This is a genomic window from Enterobacter wuhouensis, assembly GCF_004331265.1.
Lineage (GTDB): Bacteria > Pseudomonadota > Gammaproteobacteria > Enterobacterales > Enterobacteriaceae > Enterobacter > Enterobacter wuhouensis.
Genome location: NZ_SJOO01000001.1, coordinates 686,521 through 706,138, shown reverse-complemented (window position 1 = coordinate 706,138; position 19,618 = coordinate 686,521). Strand labels below are relative to the sequence as shown.

The following is a 19,618-nucleotide window of genomic DNA, read 5'->3' as shown; positions in this document are numbered from 1 at the left end:
CGTTAGTTTTTAATTTATAAATGTTCTGTATCGATCTCAGATATCGTCGCGCGTAAACCCGACAACAATTTCAAGCGTATTACGAATCACATCGCAGGCTTCAGGCTCGTGCGTAATTTCAAGCGCGTGTATCAGCTGCAATATCACCTCTTTATTAGAGAGGTTATCACCACAAAGCATAATACAGCGGATGGCAGAGCCTAACACTTCAGCCTCATCATTGAGGTGATTACCCGCATTCAGAAAATGATCGGCCAGTCCTTTATCGTGCAGTGCTTCAAAATTATACGTCTGCTGTCTCATCGCCTTGCTCATGGTGGTCACCGTGTCCGTTGCAAATTAGTGTTTCTTATCCGGGGGAAGAAGAGTGTCTTTTTTAAAGAGAGAACGAATTCTGCCAACGTCGTAATCGCCCATCACGCTCCCTCGCTCGCGTGAAACGCCCGTTATCCTTTGACGTACCTCATCCTCAGCTGCGATCAATGCATTTTTGCGTTCATCATTTGATTCAACGTTAGCCATCGTTTTTAGCCGATTAGCCAGAGATGCAAAGGTGATTGGCGCGTTTTCTTTCAAAATTGATAAGACGGCTTCACCCATTAAGTCATCTTTTAGTCGTTCAAATCTGGTTCTATGCATAGCTTCAATCTCACTCTGCTGCACACTTCAGGCTGCAGCACTGGGTTAGTTATCGCGTATCGATAAATATATTCTTTATCCCAGCGAAACCAACTTAGTAAGTTAAAAATCTTTTTCGCATTATCGCTCAAAGAAGAGGGCAATAAGGCCGTTGTAGTGGGCCTTTTCCTCCTCGCATGAGGATTCTTCAATACGCCGCAAAAGTTTTGTACAAATTGTCATTCTGCTCAGTTGTACATTTTCTTTAATGATTTCACCCACGATCAACCCAAGCGTCTCCTGCTGGGTAGGTACGTTGTTTTTGTTAAAATACAACGTAATAGCGTGTTCTGCTGAAGATGCTTCGCGGTTGCTTCTCATGGTTTTCCACCGTTGTAGAACATTTTAGTAACATCGATGTGATTGAATCTATACCATGAGACGATAACTGTACAGAAAAAATGTACAAGTTTTTGCTTTTTAAAATACCTGTATTCACTGAGGTTTTACGCATAGGCGGAAAAAATGAAGCAACGCTGCGGGATGTAAACGGTGTGGCAGAGGGGAAATGGCGAGGAGATGAAGAATCAGGCCCCGGAGGGCCTGCAATCATTTGCGGCCCAGAAGAAGGCCGAGAACAACACCTACCGCACCGGCAGCAATCAAGCCCGACAGCGGGTTGTTACGCACGGCTTCAGTGACATCGGAAACCGCGTCACTGGCCTGAGCGGCATATTTTCTGGCCGCGCCCTTCACCTGATGCTTTGGTGAGTCGACGAAATCGCCAAACTGCTGTTGGGCTGAGCCAGCCAGCTCGTCGAGTTTGTTTTTCGCTTTATCTCCAGCGTAATCTGCGTGTTTATCAGCGTCGAAATCAGACATCATTACCTCCTTTTGTAGATACTTAAAGGTTAGCGTTAACTGAGCGATCTGACAGAAAGAAACAGCAAAAAAGCACGAAAGGTGTCGATTTTCGGATATATCTTTACCGCAGTGAGATCCTACTCGTCGCCCTCATCCTTGCCGTAAAAGAGTTTCCCAATCTTGATCAGCGGTCGGCCTTGCGTCTTACGGTGCAGGTTGCTGTCGCGCAGCGAGTACACGCATCCGCAATACTCCTGCTGATAGAACTGCTCTCGCTTGCTGATTTCGACCATGCGGGAAGAACCGCCCTGTTTACGCCAGTTGTAGTCCCAGTACGTCATTCCCGGATAATGTGCCGCCGCGCGTTGACCGCAATCATTTATCTGCTGCATGTTTTTCCAGCGGGAGATGCCCAGCGAACTGCTGATGACGCTAAAGCCATTTTCCGCCGCGTACAGCGCCGTCCGTTCGAAACGCATATCGAAGCACATCGTGCAGCGGACCCCGCGCTCAGGCTCCCATTCCATGCCTTTGGCCCGTTCAAACCAGTTATCCGTATCGTAATCAGCATCAACAAACGGTACGCCGTGTTTCTCGGCAAAGCGAATATTCTCTTCCTTGCGAATGAGATATTCCTTCTGAGGGTGGATATTCGGGTTGTAGAAAAAAATGGTGTATTCAATACCCGAGGCCTGGATGGCCTCCATCACTTCGCCAGAGCAGGGCGCGCAGCATGAGTGCAGGAGCAGCTTATCGGCGCCATTAGGCAGCTGAAGCTGAGGCCGGATAAAGTTAGTTGTACTCATCGTATCCACGTATATTTATGAAATTTATAGAATTGTAGCATCAATACGTGACTCTTATAAATGAACGGCGTCGATCGCTGCTTTACAGGATGCATCAGGATAAAATACCATACCCCCCTACAGTATATTCAGGAGCGCATATGCCGCATTCACCCGAAGATAAAAAGCGCGTTCTCACCCGCGTACGCCGCATCCGCGGGCAGGTTGATGCCCTGGAACGCGCGCTGGAATCAGGCGAACCGTGCCTGGCCATCCTGCAGCAAATTGCCGCCGTACGCGGCGCAGCAAACGGCCTGATGGGCGAAATGGTCGAAATTCACCTTAAAGACGAGCTGGTCACGGGGGAGACAACACCGGATCAGCGAGCGGTGCGAATGGCAGAAGTCGGCCATTTGCTACGCTCTTATCTAAAATAAACCCATAGACCTCACATAAGGGAAGACAATATGAAATCTCGCGCAGCTGTCGCATTTGGCCCCGGCCAGCCGCTGAAAATCGTTGAAATCGACGTTGCACCGCCGAAGAAGGGCGAAGTGCTGATCAAAATTACCCATACCGGCGTGTGTCATACCGATGCGTTTACCCTGTCCGGCGACGATCCGGAAGGCGTCTTCCCGGCGGTACTCGGCCATGAAGGCGGCGGCGTGGTGGTAGAAGTGGGCGAGGGCGTGACCAGCCTCAAGCCGGGCGACCACGTTATTCCGCTCTATACCGCCGAATGCGGCGAGTGTAAGTTCTGTAAATCCGGCAAAACGAACCTCTGTCAGGCCGTTCGCGCCACGCAGGGTAAAGGCCTGATGCCGGACGGCACCACGCGCTTCTCCTACAACGGCGAGCCAATCTATCACTACATGGGCACCAGCACCTTCAGCGAGTACACCGTTTGCGCAGAAATCTCTCTGGCAAAAGTGAACCCGCAGGCGCCGCTGGACAAAGTCTGCCTGCTGGGCTGCGGCGTGACCACCGGCATTGGCGCGGTGCACAACACGGCGAAAGTTAAAGAGGGCGATACCGTCGCGGTGTTTGGCCTGGGCGGGATCGGTCTGGCCGTCATCCAGGGCGCGGTACAGGCGAAAGCCGGACGTATTATCGCCGTGGATACCAACCCGGAGAAATTCAAGCTGGCGGGCGAAATGGGCGCGACCGATTTCGTTAACCCTAAGGATCATGATAAGCCGGTTCAGGAGGTGATTGTTGAGCTGACCGACGGCGGCGTGGACTTTAGCTTTGAATGTATCGGCAACGTGAACGTGATGCGTTCCGCCCTTGAGTGCTGTCACAAAGGCTGGGGTGAGAGCATCATCATCGGCGTGGCGGGCGCAGGTCAGGAGATCAAAACCCGTCCGTTCCAGCTGGTGACCGGGCGCGTGTGGCGCGGTTCAGCGTTCGGCGGCGTGAAGGGCCGTACCCAGCTGCCGGGCATGGTTGAAGATGCCATGGCCGGGAAAATCCAGCTCGACCCGTTTATTACCCACCGCCTGCCGCTGGAGCAGATCAACGACGCCTTCGATCTGATGCATGAAGGTAAATCCATCCGTACCGTCATACATTTCGGCGACAACTGATTATTCTGCCAGCGGTTTTTGCCGCTGGCATTTCTCTAATAATCTTCTCTAAAGTGTGACCTGTCCGGCGCTTTTAGCCGTAATCAAATTTCCCGCCGTGCCGATGACTATTTTACAGGCGTGTTTTTACGCATCTTACCTATAAGAGAGTCGACGGTCATGGACAACACAACTTCGATGCAGGCGCAGCACAGGCTGAGCTTCTTGCATCACATCAGGCTGGTTCCGCTGTTTTCCTCCATTCTCGGTGGCATCATTCTTCTGTTTGCCTTGAGCTCAGCGCTGGCGGGCTATTTCCTGCTGCAGGCAGATAACGACCAGCAGGATGTCACGGCTGAAATCCAGGTGCGTACGGGGTTATCGAACAGCTCCAACCATTTACGTACCGCGCGCATCAATATGATCCATGCGGGTGCCGCAAGCCGTATCGCTGAAATGGATGCGATGAAGCAAAACATCAGCGAGGCAGAAAAGCGGATTAAGCAGTCGCAAGAAGGGTTCAACGCCTACATGCACCGCAGCGTGCGTACTCCGGCAGACGAGGCGCTGGATGGCGATCTCAAAACACGCTACGAGGCCTACGTTGCCGGCCTTCAGCCGATGCTCAAATACGCGAAAAACGGCATGTTTGAGGCCATCATCAATCATGAAAACGAATCCGCGCGCCCGCTGGACGATGCCTATAACGATGTTCTGCTGAAGGCGATTAAGATCCGTACCGATCGTGCCAACGCGCTCACCTCTCAGGCGCACAAGCGTACGCAGCTCGGCCTGATGTTTATGGTAGGTGCCTTCGCGCTGGCGCTGGTGCTGACGGCAATCACCTTTATCGTGCTGCGCCGCACGGTCATTAACCCGCTGCAGCGTGCCGCCACCCGCATTGAGAATATCGCCAGGGGCGATTTAACGATGCCGGACGACGCCACGGGACGCAGTGAAATTGGCCGACTCTCGCGCGACCTCCAGACCATGCAGCACTCGCTGGTCACCACGGTGGGCACCGTGCGTCAGGGGGCCGAGGAGATTTACCGCGGCACCAGCGAAATTTCTGCGGGTAATACCGATCTCTCTTCACGCACCGAACAGCAGGCCGCGGCCATTGAGCAGACCGCCGCGAGCATGGAGCAACTGACCGCAACCGTGAAGCAAAACGCCGACAACGCGCACCACGCGAGCAAGCTGGCGGAGGACGCTTCCGGCAAAGCCAGCCGGGGCGGCCAGATGGTCTCCGGCGTGGTGAAAACCATGGGCAACATCTCCACCAGCTCGAAGAAAATCTCTGAAATCACCGCGGTGATTAACAGCATCGCCTTCCAGACCAACATCCTGGCGCTCAACGCTGCGGTAGAAGCGGCGCGCGCGGGCGAACAGGGGCGCGGTTTTGCGGTGGTGGCGAGCGAGGTGCGTACGCTGGCAAGCCGCAGCGCCAACGCCGCGAAGGAGATTGAAAGCCTGATCAACGAATCGGTGAATTTGATCGACCAGGGGTCGGGTGAAGTGGTTGCCGCAGGGAATACCATGAATGAAATCGTTGAGGCGGTGAAGCGCGTTACCGACATCATGCTGGAAATTGCCGCAGCGTCCGACGAGCAGAGCCGCGGCATCGTGCAGGTGAGCCAGGCGATTTCTGAGATGGACAAAGTGACGCAGCAGAACGCCTCGCTGGTGGAAGAGGCCTCAGCGGCGGCGGCATCCCTGGAAGAACAGGGCGCGCGTCTGACCGAAGCGGTAGGGGCGTTTCGTCTGAGCGGTGCAAAGACGGGCCGCGCGGTGCCGTCTGCACCTATAGCAACGAGCGCGCCGTTACGGCCAGCGGCGGCGGTTTCCGGGGATAACTGGGAGACGTTCTGAGTTGGCAGCAGTGTCGGGTGACGCTTCGCTTACCCGACCTACAAAAAAGGGACCTTTCGGTCCCTTTTTCACATCTTATTTCTTATCGGGTAACGCGTAGGCGATAACGTAATCACCGCGATCCGGCGACTGACGCGCACCGCCCGCGTTAATGATGATGTACTGTTTACCGGTCTTCGGCGAAACGTAGGTCATCGGCCCGGACTGGCTGCCCACCGGCAGACGGTCTTTCCAGATCTCTTTCCCGGTGGCGGTGTCAAACGCGCGCAGGTAGAAGTCCTGGGTGCCGGCAAAGAACAGCAGGCCAGACTGTGTAGACAGCGATGCGCCAAGCGTCGGCATGCCGATTGGGATTGGCATGTGCATACGAATGCCCAGCGGTCCGGTGTCTTCAACGGTACCAACCGGAACCTGCCACACCAGCTTGCCGGATTTCAGGTCAACTGCGGACATGGTTCCAAACGGTGGTTTCTGGCACGGAATGCCCAGCGGCGACAGGAAGCGTTCGCGCATGGCGCCGAACGGCGTTCCGTCCATTGGCACAATGCCCATCTCGATGCCGCTCGCATTTTTGGCAACATTCGCGCGCGGAACCATGTAGTTCGCCAGGCCAAGACGCATGTCGTTAACGAACATCAGGCCGTTGTTCGGGTCGACCGATACGCTGCCCCAGTTCATTCCGCCGAGCGAGCCGGGGAACTGCAGGGAGCGATCCAGACCCGGAGGGGTAAAGACGCCCTGGTGACGCATCTCTTTGAACTGAATGCGGCACAGCAGCAGGTCGACAGGCGTGGCGCCCCACATGTCGGATTCGGTCAGCGTCTGGTTGCCAATCATCGGCATGCCGACGGAATACGGCTGGGTTGGAGAGTAGCGCTCGCCCTCGACGTTACCCGCCGGAACAGGACGCTCTTCCACCTTCGCAACCGGCTTACCGGTTTCGCGGTTGATCATGAAGATCATGCCCTGCTTGCTGGTCTGCACCAGCACGGGCGTCGTACCGCCTTTACCGTCCGGCAGGTCGTACAGCAGCGGCTGGGAAGGCAGGTCGAAGTCCCACAGGTCGTGGTGGGTGGTCTGGAAATGCCAGCGCACCTGGCCGGTGGTAGCATCCACGGCCACGATGGATGAACTGTATTTATCGTCCAGCGCGGTACGTTCACCCGCCCAGAAGTCCGGGGTGGCGTTGCCGGTCGGCAGATAGATCAGGTTGAGTTTGGCGTCGTAAGACATCGCAGACCAGACGTTCGGGGTGCCGCGTGTGTAGGTCTGGCCTTCAGGCGGCAGGCCGGTCAGGTTCGGGTTACCCGGGTCCCATGCCCATGCCAGTTTACCGGTATGAACGTCATAGGCGCGCACCACGCCCGGCGGTTCGCCGGTGGAGAAGTTATCCGCCACGCGTCCGCCGACTACCACAACGTTACCCGCCACCAGCGGCGTTGACGTTTGCTGGTAGTAGCCCGGCTTGATCTCGCCCATACCGACGCTCAGGTCAACGATACCGCGATCGCCAAAGTCTTCACAGACCTTGCCGCTGTCGGCGTTAATGGCAATCAGGCGGGCGTCGGTGGTAGGCAGGAACAGACGACGAGAGCAGGCGGCAGGCTGCGCATCGGCCTGTGACGTTGTCACATTTTGATGATCTTCAAAGTAGCCCAGACCACGGCAGCGCTGCCAGTTTGGCGCAGTGGCTTTCGAATCGTAACGCCATTTCTCCTTGCCGGAGTCGACGTCCAGCGCCAGCACCTTGCTGTATGGCGTACAGACGTACAGCGTGTCGCCAACCTGCAGCGGGGTGTTTTGATCTTCGGCACCTGACCCGTTGCTCTGAGGGATATCGCCGGTGTGCGCCACCCAGGCAACCTTCAGGTCGCCAACGTTTTGCTTGTTGATTTGATCCAGCGCGGCGAAGCGGTCGCCGTGGGTAGTGTTACCCCAGTGCTCCCAGTTTTTTTGCTGTTCGCCCGGCGCGACGGGTTTCACCGGCACCGGTTCGTTGGCCGACACCAGCGTTTGCGGTTTGAACATCCAGCCGAAGCTGACCAGCATGGCCACGGCCAACACTGCCGCGACGCCAAAGGCCGGGGTCTTGTTCACCGGCGCGCTGGCGTTGGCAGCACGCAGATAAGGCCAGACGATGGCGCTCAGAAACGCCAGCACGGTGAACGTGAACAGGCGTGAGAAGAGCGGCCAGAAATCCCAGCCTGCGTCGCTCACCGCCCAGAAGAGTGAAGCGATAAACGCGATTGCGTAGAGCACAATGCCGCTGGTGCGGCCGGTGAAAATCAGGATGGCGGCAATCACCATCACCACGCCCATAATCAGGAAGTACCAACTTCCTCCCACCGTCGCGAGCTTGAAGCCCAAGCCGCCGACCGCCAGACCGATGAGCGCCATCAGTCCGGCAAGGAGCCACTGCAGGATACGAGGGATCCCGCGCGGCGCGCTGCCAAATGCCATTTCTGTCTCCTTAAATACGCCCGTCTTGTTAGGGTCCGTGCTGTGTGGCATCTGTACCAAATGGATAACAAAAGACGGGGTTATGCTGGTTATAACGCTAGGGAGAGGTTCGCTAGCGCATAAATTCACGGTTAACAAACGTAGTGCGAACCATTTGGTGAATTCGTGGCTATGATAAAACTGTTAAATTGTTTTGCGCAATTGTTAATGAATGATTTCGCATTATTTGATTAGAGAGCAGAAGAAACCCGTCACCATGACGGGTTAGAAAATCAGGCAATAAGGAGGTATCAGGCGGGCATCGATTTGCGGATGGCGCTCAGCAGGGTCTGTGCCCCTGCAGAAAGCGGGGCGTCAACGCGGGTTAATATACCGATGGGTTCTCCCGCGCCCGGCGAGATGATCGGTAGTGAGGTGAGCGTGCCCTGGCGCAGATCGTCTTTGACCGCGCCCGACGGCACGAACCAAACGTAGTCGAAATCCACCGTCAGCTGACGAGAAAGTGACGCCGAGAGGGTTTCGATACAGCCGGATGGCATCGTACAGCCTTGCATCTGCAGCAACGTTTCGGCATTTTGCCGTGGGACGGTGCCTTTGGGGGATACCACAACAGGCCATTCCATGACGCGGCTCAGGGTCACGGTATCCTGCAGCAGGGGGTGCTTAGGACGAACGACCAGCTTCAGCGATTCCAGGAAAAGCAGTTCGTAGTTGAGGCCGCCCATCAGCTCAGGGTCCGACATTCTGCCAATCCCCAGATCCAGCTCGCCAGATTTCAGCCCCGCGAGCAGCATGGTGTTATTCATTGTGGCGACCTGGATAGTGGTATGCCGCTGGTGCTTGTGAAACTGGCCAATGACGGGGGGCAATATGCCGAGTGCAGCCGTAGGAAGCGCGCCCACGCGCACAATCTCGGTGGTTTGCTCGTCTTTGCGGTTTAGCGCCTGGCCCGCGGTGTTCAACGCATCCAGGACCTTAACGGCGTGCGTCAGGAACTGTTCGCCCACGAGCGTGAGCTGCGCGCCAAGACGGCCACGATCGAACAGCCGTGTCCCGGTGAGTTGTTCCAGTTCGTTCAGCGTTTTTGACAGCGCTGGCTGGCTTAGGTTAAGGGTTTCAGCCGCTCGCCCCAGCGTTCCCTGTTGAGCGACGGCCACAAATGTATGCAAATGGCGCAAGCGTATGCGCTGACTGAACAGACCATTTTTTTCCATAGGCGATGTTAAAAACAGAGCGATGCGGGTGACAAGCTAAGTTGTTTAATTTTGATAACTTGATAGCAAAATATTTTTAACATTTAATCTGTTTGAGTTACAACGCATTTTTCGCAGCGGGTGGGTCGGAAGACGTCCTTGTCCTCTCCTGCTTCGTCTGGGGGCTTAAATTACCCCGTCACCGCCGTCAGAACACCATACCTGGCCCGACGTATACGAACATTCATCCGAGGCCAGAGTGACGTAGAGCGGGGCGATCTCAACGGGCTGACCGGGGCGGCCCAGCGGCGTATCTCCCCCGAACTGCTTCACTTTTTCCTGCGGCTGTCCGCCGCTGGGCTGCAGCACCGTCCAGTAAGGGCCGGGCGCGACGGCGTTCACGCGTATCCCTTTTGGCCCAAGCTGCTTGGCTAAGGCTTTGGTAAACACGGCAAGGCACGCTTTGGTTTGCGCATAGTCCAGCAGCACGGCGCTGGGTTTTACTGCCTGCACGGAGGAGGTATTAATAATAGAGGCTGGCGCTTTAAGGTGGCGCAGCGCGGCCTTCGTGATCCAGAAAGGGGCGTAGACGTTCGTTTTGAACGTCGCGTCGAAATCCTCGGTCGTGAGGTCTTCCAGCGATTCCCGATACTGCTGGCGGCCCGCGTTATTCACCAGAATATCCAGCCCGCCCAGCTGCGTGACGGCTTCCTCCACCAGATTCTGGCAAAAATTCTCGTCCCGAATATCGCCGGGCAGCGCGACGGCCGTGCGTCCTTCCGCCTTTATCAGGTCAATCACCTCAGCGGCATCTTTTTCTTCTTCGGGGAGATAGTTGATAGCGACATCTGCGCCTTCACGGGCGTAGGCAATCGCGACGGCCCGACCAATACCGGAGTCGCCGCCGGTGATCAGCGCCTTTTTCCCGGCCAGGCGACCGTGGCCTTTATAGCTCGTTTCCCCGTGGTCGGGGGCAGGCTGCATGTCAGAGGCCAGACCCGGCGGCGTTTGGGGCTGCTCCGGGAAGGGAGGTTGCGGGTAAGCGTCGGTACGTTGTTGAGTATCACTCATAGCTGACTCCTTAGGCCAAGGGGTGAGATTTGATGGATAGTGGCAGCGTTAACGCTTCGCTGAACTTATTTCTGTAAACGATCGACTCGGACGACGGGAGGAGATGATTTTTTATCGAGCGAGCCGTTAATGCTGATCATCTGATCGGGCTTAACGGTTCTGTCGTCAAATACCGCCTTAGGGATAATAACGTCTATTTTGCCCGTTTTATCCTGGAAAACATATTTATCGCCGCTGCCATCAATCAGGTTACCGCGCAGTGAAATCGATGCGCCATCGTGCATTTCTTTTGCCTGATTAATGGTCATAATTCGCGCGTCGTCAGTGCCTCGATAGCCATCATCCAGGGCGTGCGGCGGCGGGGGAGCTTCTCCCTTTTCTAAACCACCGTTATTATCGGCCCACGCGGCAGGGGCGAGTAATATAAATAATGCTGGAATGACTGATAATTTCATTTGATATCCTTCATTATGGCTGTCTTGACTTATTAAGTATTATTGCTATTCCTTTATGTGGCAAATGTGATAAGTCCTAAAAGCATTTTGGTATGAAAATCATAACGTTCACTAAATAAGCGAAACGGTGATGCCGCAGATGAATCGTAAAAATGAAAAGTTGCCCGGTATAAATGAAAGTTATCGCTTGCTGACGTTCGAATATGCCTTTCGCCAGGTCGGTTTTGTGGTCTTGTTAGGCATTATTGTGGCCGCGATTGCCGGTCTGTTTTCAAGCGGAATGGTGAGTGATACCGAAAAAACAAATTCGGCAAAAACGCTCACGATTAGCTATGAGCGCTTCGGACGGCGTGAAACGGAGTTTCCTGTACGGATCGCATTTCCGGTTAAGGCGCCGGGAAAGTACGTGATCGGCATGACCAGCGAGGACCGGGAAGCTTATGAACCTGGCAGCATCTGGCCACAGCCGGACAGCATGTACAGCCGTGGTAATACGCTCTTCTTTGTCTTTAACAACCTGGAGCAGAATGAAAAATTCTCCATCCAGCTGTTTTTGACGCCCTCTAAAGCGGGTAAGTGGACAAATACGCTGCGTGTCAACAACGAGCCCGAAATACCTTTCTGGCAGGTTATTTATCCTTAGGAGACGAACATGGATATGGTCTTTCGTGCTCTGGCTATATATCTGTTTCTGGTGGTGGTATTTAAGGTGGCCGGGCGGCGAGCCTTGCTGCAGATGACCAGTTTCGACCTGATTCTGCTCCTGATTATCAGCGAGGCGACGCAGCAGGCGCTATTGGGCGAGGATTTCTCGGTCGCCGGGGCAATGATTACGATAACTACGCTGGTGGTGGTGGATATAATATTTGGCCTGATGAAGAAATATTTTTCACCCGTTGAAAATATTCTGGACGGCACGCCGGTTATTCTGGTGGAAAACGGTGTCCCGCTCACCGATAAGCTGAAGAAAGTTGATGTTTCCTGCGATGATATTCTTGTGTCAGCCCGGCAAAATAATGGCATTACCGAGTTCGCTAAAATTAAATACGCTATTCTTGAACGGAATGGGCATATTTCAATCATTCCCTTTGAAAATTAAGAGGCACCCTAATGAGCAATCTGGATCACGATAAAAACGAGACCACGGGCGAGCTCACCAAAAAGCTGGCAACGAAGCTGACGGATTTAGGGCTTCGCTTAACCACGGCGGAGTCCTGCACCGGCGGCAATCTGGCGGTTGCGCTCTGCGCTGAGGAGAACACGGCAGAGTTCTATGATGTCGGGATGGTGGTGTTCAGCGATGAGGCCAAGGAGAGGATCCTGGGCGTACGTCGCGAAACCCTTGAGCGCTTCACCGCCGTCAGCGAGCAGACGGTCACCGAAATGGCCGCAAAAATTCGCGAGATTGCCGAGGCCGATATCAGTATCGCCATCAGCGGATACGCTGGCCCGGAAGGGGGCGACGACGGTACGGCAGCAGGTACCGTCTGCTTCGCCTGGAATTTACGGGGGCGTACGGAAACGAGCACCGTGCACTTTTCCGGTGAATGCCAGGACGTGGTGGAAAAAGCGGTCCGTTATTCGTTAACGGAGCTGATCGGGGAGCTATCGGGCTTGACGTCATGATGGAGGGGATATGGCCGTAATTGTCATTACCGGGGGGACGGCGGGCGTGGGTAAAGCCACGGCGCTGCACTTTGCCAAAGCGGGGTATGACGTGGGGATTATTGCCCGCGACGCAGACAGCCTGCACTCTACGCAGGAAGAACTGCGCCGTTTTGGGGTGAACGCGTACGCCGTTCAGGCCGACGTGGCGGATAGCCAGGCGGTAGCCGACGCCGCCAACGACATCGAATATCGTCTCGGCGCGATTGACGTATGGATTAATAACGCCATGGGGGCCGTGCTGGCACCGTTTCGGACAATGACGCCCGAGGAGTTTCGCCGCGTCACGGAGGTGACGTATCTGGGCTACGTCAACGGCACCCGCGCCGCGCTGGAGCTGATGGTGCCTCGCGATCGCGGGGTGATTATCCAGGTCGGCTCTGCGCTGGCCTACCGCTCCATTCCCCTGCAGTCCGCCTACTGCGGCGCGAAAGCGGCCATACGGGGGTTCACCGACGCCGTGCGCACCGAGCTGATGCACGAAAATAGCCGGGTGTCGATATCAATGGTGCAGATGCCGGGGCTCAATACGCCGCAGTTTGAGTGGGCGAGGAATAAATTTGCCTGGGCGATGCGCCCCGTTCCGCCCGTCTTCCAGCCCGAAGTGGCGGCCAGCGCCATTTTTAAGGTCGCGCAAAAACCGGTGCGCGAACTTTGGGTGGGCAGCAGCACCGTCCAGTCAATTGTCGGGCAGTTCCTGTTCCCCAATTTTCTCGATCGGCTGATGGCCAGCAAAGCCTGGGAAGGGCAGATGACCGATACGCTGAATGCCGAAGATCGTCAGGACTACCTCGATCGCCCCGTCAACGATCTTCACAGGATCCACGGGCGTTTTACTGCCGAAGCGAAGAACCGCGCCGTGACCATGACCTCCGGCGTGCCGGGGAAGGTACTGCTCGGTTCGCTCGCGGTGGCGGGCGTGGTCCTGGCTCGTCTGCTGACGATCCGAAAAAAATAGTCAGCGCAGCGCGGTGCGGCTGGTCCAGAACCAGCGGTAACCGTAGCCGCTGAGGCTCAGCTCAACCGTTTTGCCGGGGAGTAGCGCATCATCGTAATGTTTGTCTGCCAGACAGGCGGTCCAGGTCGCGTGCCGGATCCCTTTGGCGAAGAACGTAACCGGTTTGTCGCTAAAGTTCACAAAGGTCAGAATGCTGCGTTCGTCGGCCTCGTAGTAAATCCCCAGCACGGCATCGTTATCCACATTGATGAGCCGAAACGGCGCAACGGCGATTTCCGGGAACTCCGAGCGCGTGTTAGCGATATCCATGATCCGGTGCAGGAGGGAGCTGCGGTGCAGGAGCGAGTCCGCCACGTTGACTTTGTGGTAGCGGTAGGGGCCGCGATCGATGATGGGGGCGATAAATGCGTCAGGATCGGCATCCGAAAATCCACCGCCCTGCGAGCCCGCCCACTGCATCGGCGTGCGCACGGCGTAGCGCTCTTCCAGCGCCAGATCGTCTCCCATGCCGATCTCATCCCCGTAGCGCATCACCGGTACGCCCGGCAGAGAGAACAGCACCGCGTGACAGAACGCCAGCCGTTTTTGATCGCCATTCAGCATCGGCGCCAGACGGCGTCGAATGCCGCGCTGATACACGTTCATATTTTCATCCGGCGCGAAGGTGTCTAGCACGATCTGTTTGGCTTTTTGACCAATGCCCTCGAGGTCCAGCTCGTCGTGGTTGCGCAGCCAGTTGGCGAAGCAGCAGGAATCGGGCGGCACGATCATTTTCTTCACCGCGTTGCGCAGCGGGCGGGCGCTCTTCTCGGCCAGGCTGACGTAGAAGTACTTGTTAAGCCAGAAGTTCAGCACCAGGTTAAGGCGATCGTTATCGCCAAAGTAGTCTTTATATTCCTCTACCTCGACGTCCACTTCGCCAAGCAGGATCGCATCCGGGTTATGTTGCTCAATCAGCTGACGCATATGCTCGAGGATCCACAGCCCCTTTTTCTCCTCCCCACGCCCGGCCTGTTTTGTCAGGTGAGACGCGGCGTCCAGGCGAAAGCCCGATACGCCGAGCTTGAGCCAGAAGAGGATGATGTTGTCGATCTCCTTGAGTACGGCAGGCGAGGCGAGATTGAGGTCCGGCTCGTGGCGATAGAACATGTGCCGGTAGTATTGCCCGGCCTCGTCGTCCCATGACCAGACGCTCTTTTCGACGCCGGGAAACATCGGCGGCGTATCGTCATCATCGCTGTCTGACCACAGATAATAGTCGCGAAAGGGGGACTGCGGATTGCGGCGCGCCTGTTGAAACCAGGGGTGCGCGTCCGAGGTGTGCTGGATCAGCAGCTCGATAATCACCTGCATGCCCAGCTCGCGGGCCTGCTCGATAAACGCGATGATATCCTTCAGTTTTCCAAAGCGCGGATCGACCTGCAGATGGTCGCTGACGTCGTAGCCTTCATCCAGAAACGGCGTCAGATAAAACGGGGTGATCCAGATAACCGTCGCCCCCATCCGGCGAATGTAGCGCAGCTTTGCCCCTATTCCGGCGATGTCTCCGCAGCCATCGCCGTTCAGGTCGTAAAACAGGGCGGTATCAATCTGGTAGATAATGGCTCGTGTATGCCAGCCTGCCATAGCGCACCTCAGTGATAGCCTTCCGTATCAGACACTTTGCCCCGGAAGACATAGTAGCTCCAGGCGGTGTACACCAGAATCACCGGAATAATCAGCAGCGTCCCGACCAGCATAAACAGCTGGCTGGCAGGCGGTGCGGCGGCCTCCCAGAGGGTAATGCGCGGCGGAATAATGTGCGGCCACAGGCTGATGCCCAGCCCGCTAAAGCCGAGAAAGATTAAACCAAGCGTCAGCAGGAACGGGCGGGCATGGCTGTTCGGATTGCGGGTCAGCCGCCAGATCAGCAGGCTAAACACCGCCACCAGAATGGGGACCGGCAGGAACCAGAAGAAATTCGGCAGGGTGAACCAGCGGTCGGCCACGTACTGCCAGCCAAGCGGCGTCCAGATGCTCACCACGGCGATGACCACCATCAGCGCCAGCAGCACGTGGCGGGTCAGCTCGCGCATGCGGGTTTGCAGCGCGCCTTCGCTTTTCATGATGAGCCAGGTGGTCGCCAGCAGGGTATAGGCGACGATCAGCCCCAGCCCGCAGAACAGGTTGAACGGCGTCAGCCAGTCCAGCGATGAGCCCACGAAGCGGCGGCCTTCCACGTCGAAGCCGTTGATCATTGCGCCCACGACGATGCCCTGGCTGAAGGTGGCGAGCAGCGATCCGCCCGCAAAGGAGTAGTCCCAGAATTTGCGGTGCGACGGGGTGGCCTTAAAGCGAAATTCAAACGCCACGCCGCGGAAGATCAGGCCAATCAGCATGGCGGTAAGGGGAATGGTCAGCGCATCCACGATCACCGCATAGGCCAGCGGAAAGGCGCCGAATAACCCCGCGCCACCGAGCACCAGCCAGGTTTCGTTTCCGTCCCAGACCGGCGCGACGCTGTTCACCATCACGTCGCGCTCTTTGGCATCGCCAACAAAGCTGAAGAGCATCCCAATCCCGAGGTCAAAGCCATCCATAACGATGTACATCAGCGTGGCAAAGACGATGATCGCAAACCAGATAACCGAGATATCAACGCCCATCAGCTTCTCTCCTCTTCAGGAACAGATTCAGCGGCAGACAGCGGACGGGCAGGGGTGCCCGAGGTATTAGAGGTCAGCGTGCCGACAGGCTGCGGCCCTTTCTTAATCAGCCGGACGAGATAGACATAGCCCACGCCAAATACCGAACAGTAGACCACGATAAAGGCCAGCAGGCTGATGCTCATCTGCAGCGTGCTGTGCAGCGATACGGCGTCTATCGTGCGCAGGTAGCCGTAAACCACCCACGGCTGACGGCCCACTTCGGTAGTCACCCAGCCTGCCAGCAGCGCGAGCAGCCCGGCGGGCCCCATGCACAGGGCAAACCAGTGGAACGGGCGCGAGTGGTACAGCCGGTGCCGATACCGTAGCCAGACGCTGAGCGCGCCGAGCGCAATCATCAGCAGCCCCATCCCGACCATGACGCGGAACGACCAGAAGACGATGAGCGAGTTAGGCCGATCTTCTTTCGGAAAATCCTTCAGGGCGGGCACCTGTTTATCCAGGCTATGCGTCAGGATCAGGCTGCCGAGCGCGGGGATCTCAAGCCCGTATTTGGTACGCTCTTCGTCCATGTCCGGCACGCCAAACAGCAGCAGCGGCGTGGCTTCTCCTGGCGGGTTCTCCCAGTGTCCTTCGATGGCCGCAATCTTGGCGGGCTGGTGCTCCAGCGTGTTCAGGCCGTGCATATCGCCCACCACGGCCTGGATGGGGGCGACCAGCAGCGCCATCCACATTGCCATGGAGAACATTTTGCGCACGGCAGGGGTGTCGTTACCGCGCAGCAGGTGCCACGCGCCCGATGCGCCCACAAACAGCGCGCTGCTGAGGAACGCGGCAATCGACATATGAATCAGCCGGTACGGGAAGGAGGGGTTAAAGATGATGGCCAGCCAGTCTTCGGGGATGACCTGACCGTTCTGTATGCTGAAGCCCTGCGGCGTGTGCATCCAGCTGTTGGAGGCGAGGATCCAGAAGGTAGACATCAGGGTACCCAGCGCCACCATGCAGGTCGCGAAGAAGTGTAGCCCCGGGCCGACCTTGTTCCAGCCGAACAGCATCACGCCTAAAAAACCGGCTTCGAGGAAGAAGGCGGTAAGTACCTCATAGGTGAGTAGCGGTCCGGTGATGCTGCCTGCGAACTGAGAAAAACCGCTCCAGTTGGTCCCAAACTGGTAGGCCATCACCAGCCCTGACACCACGCCCATGCCGAAGTTAACGGCAAAGATCTTGAGCCAGAAATGATACAGCGAGCGCCAGACGTCGTTTTTGGTGCGCAGCCACATGCCTTCGAGCACCACCAGATAGCTGGCGAGCCCGATGGTGATGGCAGGAAAAAGGATATGAAAGGAGACGGTAAAGGCAAACTGGATTCTGGCCAGATGAAATGCATCGAGTTCGAACATGGGCCGTACCTCTGGAACGGAGGGCTAACGAGAATTGCCAGGCAGCGCTGGGCCGCCTGGCAAAACCGATTACGGTTTTTTCTTCCCTGCGCCAAGCTCGGCGCCGGTTAGCGGATCGGCTTTAGGATCGGACTTTGTGCGCGCAGACATGGCCTTAACCAACGTGGCTTGCTCTTTCGTGAGCGTCACGCTTGCACTGCCATCACCGCCGTCGACCGCTGGCTGGGGAGATTCCACATAATCGAAGTGCTTATCGCTGTTCCAGCTTCCGCGGACTTCTCCACCTTCAGACATATTGTAGTACTTGTTGGTGTACTCCTGGATGGGCGGCAGTTTTCCGGGGGGGAAATTATTGCGGATGGACTGCAGCGCCTTCTCAAATGAGAGCTGATGCGCCGCCTCACGCGTCATCAGAAACGCCAGCGCATCCTTAACGCCGGGGTCATCGGTCACGTTAATCAGCCGTTCATAGATGATCTTGGCTCTTGCTTCTGCCGCCACGTTAGAGCGCAGGTCGGCGGTCGGCTCACCAATGGTGTCAATATAAGCCGCGGTCCAGGGGACGCCCGCCGAGTTGGTTAGCGGCGTACCGCCACCGTAAAGCAGCGAAGTGATGTGGCTGTCGTTACCGTTTTCGGTCATGGACCGATACAGCTCTGCTTCGCTTTCAACGCCTTCCGCCAGTTCGCCTTTGGCCCCTTTGTTAAGCATACCGACCAGGGTGCCGATAATTTCGAGGTGGCTCAGCTCCTCGGTAGCGATATCCATCAGCATATCTTTGCGGCCAGGATCGTCATCGCTCAGTCCCTGAGTGAAGTAACGACAGGCGGCGGCAAGCTCGCCCTGCGGCCCGCCAAACTGTTCCAGCAAAAGGTTAGCCAGGCCCGGATTCGGTTCGGCAACGCGAACCGTATACTGCAGCTGTTTTACGTGTCGGAACATATACACTCCCTCTTGTTATTTTTTCGCTTCAACGCCGTCCGCGTCAGAGCGCAGCAGGAACTGTTCCGTTGTCTGCGGAATGTGGCGAATCAGCCAGTCGGCCATTTCGCGTTCTTCCGCGAGGATGGTTTCGATAGCGGGCACCGAGGCGGTGTCACCCGCTTTTTTGGCCGCCGCCAGCAGGGAGGTATAGCAGGCGATCTCAAACTGTTCGAAAACGTAGCCGCTGATCGAGCCTTTTACGATCTCATCGGAAGGGAACATCCCCCCAATGGACTGACCGAGAGCGGCCATTTTGCTCATGGAATCTTTCAAGACAGAGCGAGAAATATCATTACGATCGAGAATTTCTTCCAGCAATGTAATTTGCCGTTTTGTCTCGTTGACGTGCTGCTCAATACGCGCGCGCAGGTCAGGATAATTATCGATGCGGCTGGCCATCGATTCCAGCATGGATTCAGCTTGCTTTTCCATCGCATGGGCATCGCGCAGCCAATCATGGTAGTGTTCTACATGATTCATAATAAACTCCTGGGAGTGATTTAAATAATTTAAATGCTGATGCTCATTATTTCCTGGGTTAACCTTTTTGGGCCTTTTGATTAATATTGCCAACGGCCAAATCGGTTAATTTAAGATCGGTTTCTTTCTCTTCTTCCAGCGTTTCGGCAAGAAGCTTGACGGCTTTTTTATAGCCAAGCTGTTCTGCTAACGTGGCAAGGGTGCCGTAGCTGGCAATTTCGTAATGTTCGACTTTTTGCGCTGCAGCAATTAACGCCGCGTCTCGCACTTCATTTTTCTCCGTGCTTTCAATGACCTCGTTTGCTTCTTCGATGAGACCCTCCATTGCCACACACTTCATACGCTTGAGCTTGATCCCCGACTCTTGTTCAACAATCTGGTCAATACGCTCAATTTGCCCCTGCGTCTCTTCCAGGTGCGCAGCGAACGCGGCGCTGAGTTGTTCGCTGGAGGCGGCGCGGGAGAGCTTGCTTAACGCGCGGGTCAGCTGTTTTTCCGCGCTGTAGGTGTCGGACAGGAGATGGATAAAGACGTCTTCAATACTTTTCATATTCATATTACGCTCCGGTTAAACAGGTAAAGGTTACTGCGAGCCGTGAG

Annotated in this window: 22 protein-coding genes; 7 read left to right on the top strand and 15 right to left on the bottom strand. The window is 56.1% G+C overall.

From position 1 onward, the window contains the following. Positions 1-36 precede the first annotated feature (36 nt). The 5 genes from E0L20_RS03540 to E0L20_RS03520 form a co-directional block, all read right to left on the bottom strand. Entirely contained in the window at positions 37-315 is a 279-nt protein-coding gene (locus E0L20_RS03540; RefSeq protein WP_131632713.1) for a biofilm development regulator YmgB/AriR family protein, read from the bottom strand. A 24-nt stretch (positions 316-339) separates the two neighbouring features. Then, positions 340-600 (bottom strand): hypothetical protein, encoded by a 261-nt coding sequence (locus tag E0L20_RS03535; protein ID WP_242673380.1) that lies wholly within the window; start codon positions 598-600, stop codon positions 340-342. A 159-nt stretch (positions 601-759) separates the two neighbouring features. Beyond that, positions 760-999: a regulatory protein YcgZ gene (ycgZ, locus tag E0L20_RS03530; protein ID WP_131632711.1), complete on the bottom strand. Its 240-nt coding sequence runs from the start codon at positions 997-999 to the stop codon at positions 760-762. 228 nt (positions 1,000-1,227) lie between these two features. Beyond that, positions 1,228-1,500 carry a CsbD family protein gene (locus E0L20_RS03525; RefSeq protein ID WP_131632710.1) on the bottom strand — a complete coding sequence of 91 codons (273 nt, stop codon included), beginning with the start codon at positions 1,498-1,500 and terminating at the stop codon, positions 1,228-1,230. 119 nt (positions 1,501-1,619) lie between these two features. After that, positions 1,620-2,288: an epoxyqueuosine reductase QueH gene (locus E0L20_RS03520; RefSeq protein WP_131632709.1), complete on the bottom strand. Its 669-nt coding sequence runs from the start codon at positions 2,286-2,288 to the stop codon at positions 1,620-1,622. Positions 2,289-2,428: 140 nt separating this feature from the next. On the opposite strand from E0L20_RS03520, the gene E0L20_RS03515 reads away from it, so the two are divergent. From E0L20_RS03515 to E0L20_RS03505, 3 genes are all read left to right on the top strand, one after another. Beyond that, positions 2,429-2,704 (top strand): metal/formaldehyde-sensitive transcriptional repressor, encoded by a 276-nt coding sequence (locus E0L20_RS03515; protein ID WP_131632708.1) that lies wholly within the window; start codon positions 2,429-2,431, stop codon positions 2,702-2,704. Positions 2,705-2,734: 30 nt separating this feature from the next. Beyond that, complete coding sequence (locus E0L20_RS03510; protein WP_131632707.1) at positions 2,735-3,853, top strand: S-(hydroxymethyl)glutathione dehydrogenase/class III alcohol dehydrogenase; 1,119 nt, start codon at positions 2,735-2,737, stop codon at positions 3,851-3,853. A 159-nt stretch (positions 3,854-4,012) separates the two neighbouring features. Continuing rightward, entirely contained in the window at positions 4,013-5,704 is a 1,692-nt protein-coding gene (locus E0L20_RS03505; RefSeq protein WP_131632706.1) for a methyl-accepting chemotaxis protein, read from the top strand. Positions 5,705-5,779: 75 nt separating this feature from the next. Here the strand turns inward: E0L20_RS03505 and E0L20_RS03500 are convergent, their stop codons facing one another. From E0L20_RS03500 to E0L20_RS03485, 4 genes are all read right to left on the bottom strand, one after another. Then, positions 5,780-8,164, bottom strand: coding sequence for a glucose/quinate/shikimate family membrane-bound PQQ-dependent dehydrogenase (locus E0L20_RS03500; protein WP_131632705.1), 2,385 nt, complete (start codon positions 8,162-8,164; stop codon positions 5,780-5,782). Between the two features lie 290 nt (positions 8,165-8,454). Further along, entirely contained in the window at positions 8,455-9,378 is a 924-nt protein-coding gene (locus E0L20_RS03495; RefSeq protein WP_131632704.1) for a LysR substrate-binding domain-containing protein, read from the bottom strand. Positions 9,379-9,543: 165 nt separating this feature from the next. Beyond that, on the bottom strand, positions 9,544-10,428 hold the full coding sequence (locus E0L20_RS03490; protein WP_131632703.1) for an SDR family oxidoreductase: 885 nt from the start codon (positions 10,426-10,428) through the stop codon (positions 9,544-9,546). Positions 10,429-10,493: 65 nt separating this feature from the next. Then, positions 10,494-10,883 carry a YdeI family stress tolerance OB fold protein gene (locus tag E0L20_RS03485; RefSeq protein ID WP_131632702.1) on the bottom strand — a complete coding sequence of 130 codons (390 nt, stop codon included), beginning with the start codon at positions 10,881-10,883 and terminating at the stop codon, positions 10,494-10,496. Between the two features lie 139 nt (positions 10,884-11,022). Between E0L20_RS03485 and E0L20_RS03480 the strand changes: the two genes are divergently transcribed. The 4 genes from E0L20_RS03480 to E0L20_RS03465 are packed head-to-tail and all read left to right on the top strand — an operon-like array spanning position 11,023 to position 13,506. After that, entirely contained in the window at positions 11,023-11,526 is a 504-nt protein-coding gene (locus E0L20_RS03480; RefSeq protein WP_131632811.1) for a hypothetical protein, read from the top strand. Between the two features lie 9 nt (positions 11,527-11,535). Beyond that, positions 11,536-11,982: a DUF421 domain-containing protein gene (locus tag E0L20_RS03475; protein ID WP_131632701.1), complete on the top strand. Its 447-nt coding sequence runs from the start codon at positions 11,536-11,538 to the stop codon at positions 11,980-11,982. 11 nt (positions 11,983-11,993) lie between these two features. Beyond that, positions 11,994-12,509 carry a 2-oxo-tetronate isomerase gene (locus tag E0L20_RS03470; protein WP_131632700.1) on the top strand — a complete coding sequence of 172 codons (516 nt, stop codon included), beginning with the start codon at positions 11,994-11,996 and terminating at the stop codon, positions 12,507-12,509. Between the two features lie 10 nt (positions 12,510-12,519). Then, on the top strand, positions 12,520-13,506 hold the full coding sequence (locus E0L20_RS03465) for an SDR family oxidoreductase (RefSeq protein WP_131632699.1): 987 nt from the start codon (positions 12,520-12,522) through the stop codon (positions 13,504-13,506). Here E0L20_RS03465 and E0L20_RS03460 read toward each other — a convergent pair whose 3' ends face one another. From E0L20_RS03460 to E0L20_RS03435, 6 genes are all read right to left on the bottom strand, one after another. After that, positions 13,507-15,132: an alpha-amylase family protein gene (locus E0L20_RS03460; RefSeq protein WP_131632698.1), complete on the bottom strand. Its 1,626-nt coding sequence runs from the start codon at positions 15,130-15,132 to the stop codon at positions 13,507-13,509. Positions 15,133-15,140: 8 nt separating this feature from the next. Continuing rightward, on the bottom strand, positions 15,141-16,151 hold the full coding sequence (gene cydB, locus E0L20_RS03455) for a cytochrome d ubiquinol oxidase subunit II (protein WP_119936125.1): 1,011 nt from the start codon (positions 16,149-16,151) through the stop codon (positions 15,141-15,143). Then, entirely contained in the window at positions 16,151-17,554 is a 1,404-nt protein-coding gene (locus E0L20_RS03450; RefSeq protein WP_010435240.1) for a cytochrome ubiquinol oxidase subunit I, read from the bottom strand. Before E0L20_RS03450 ends, cydB begins: the two co-directional genes overlap by 1 nt. A gap of 69 nt (positions 17,555-17,623) precedes the next feature. Continuing rightward, positions 17,624-18,496, bottom strand: coding sequence for a manganese catalase family protein (locus E0L20_RS03445; RefSeq protein ID WP_131632697.1), 873 nt, complete (start codon positions 18,494-18,496; stop codon positions 17,624-17,626). 15 nt (positions 18,497-18,511) lie between these two features. Beyond that, positions 18,512-19,018 carry a ferritin-like domain-containing protein gene (locus tag E0L20_RS03440; RefSeq protein ID WP_131632696.1) on the bottom strand — a complete coding sequence of 169 codons (507 nt, stop codon included), beginning with the start codon at positions 19,016-19,018 and terminating at the stop codon, positions 18,512-18,514. 58 nt (positions 19,019-19,076) lie between these two features. Then, positions 19,077-19,574, bottom strand: a complete 498-nt coding sequence (locus tag E0L20_RS03435; protein WP_131632695.1) for a YciE/YciF ferroxidase family protein — start codon at positions 19,572-19,574, stop codon at positions 19,077-19,079. Between the last annotated feature and the right edge of the window lie 44 nt (positions 19,575-19,618).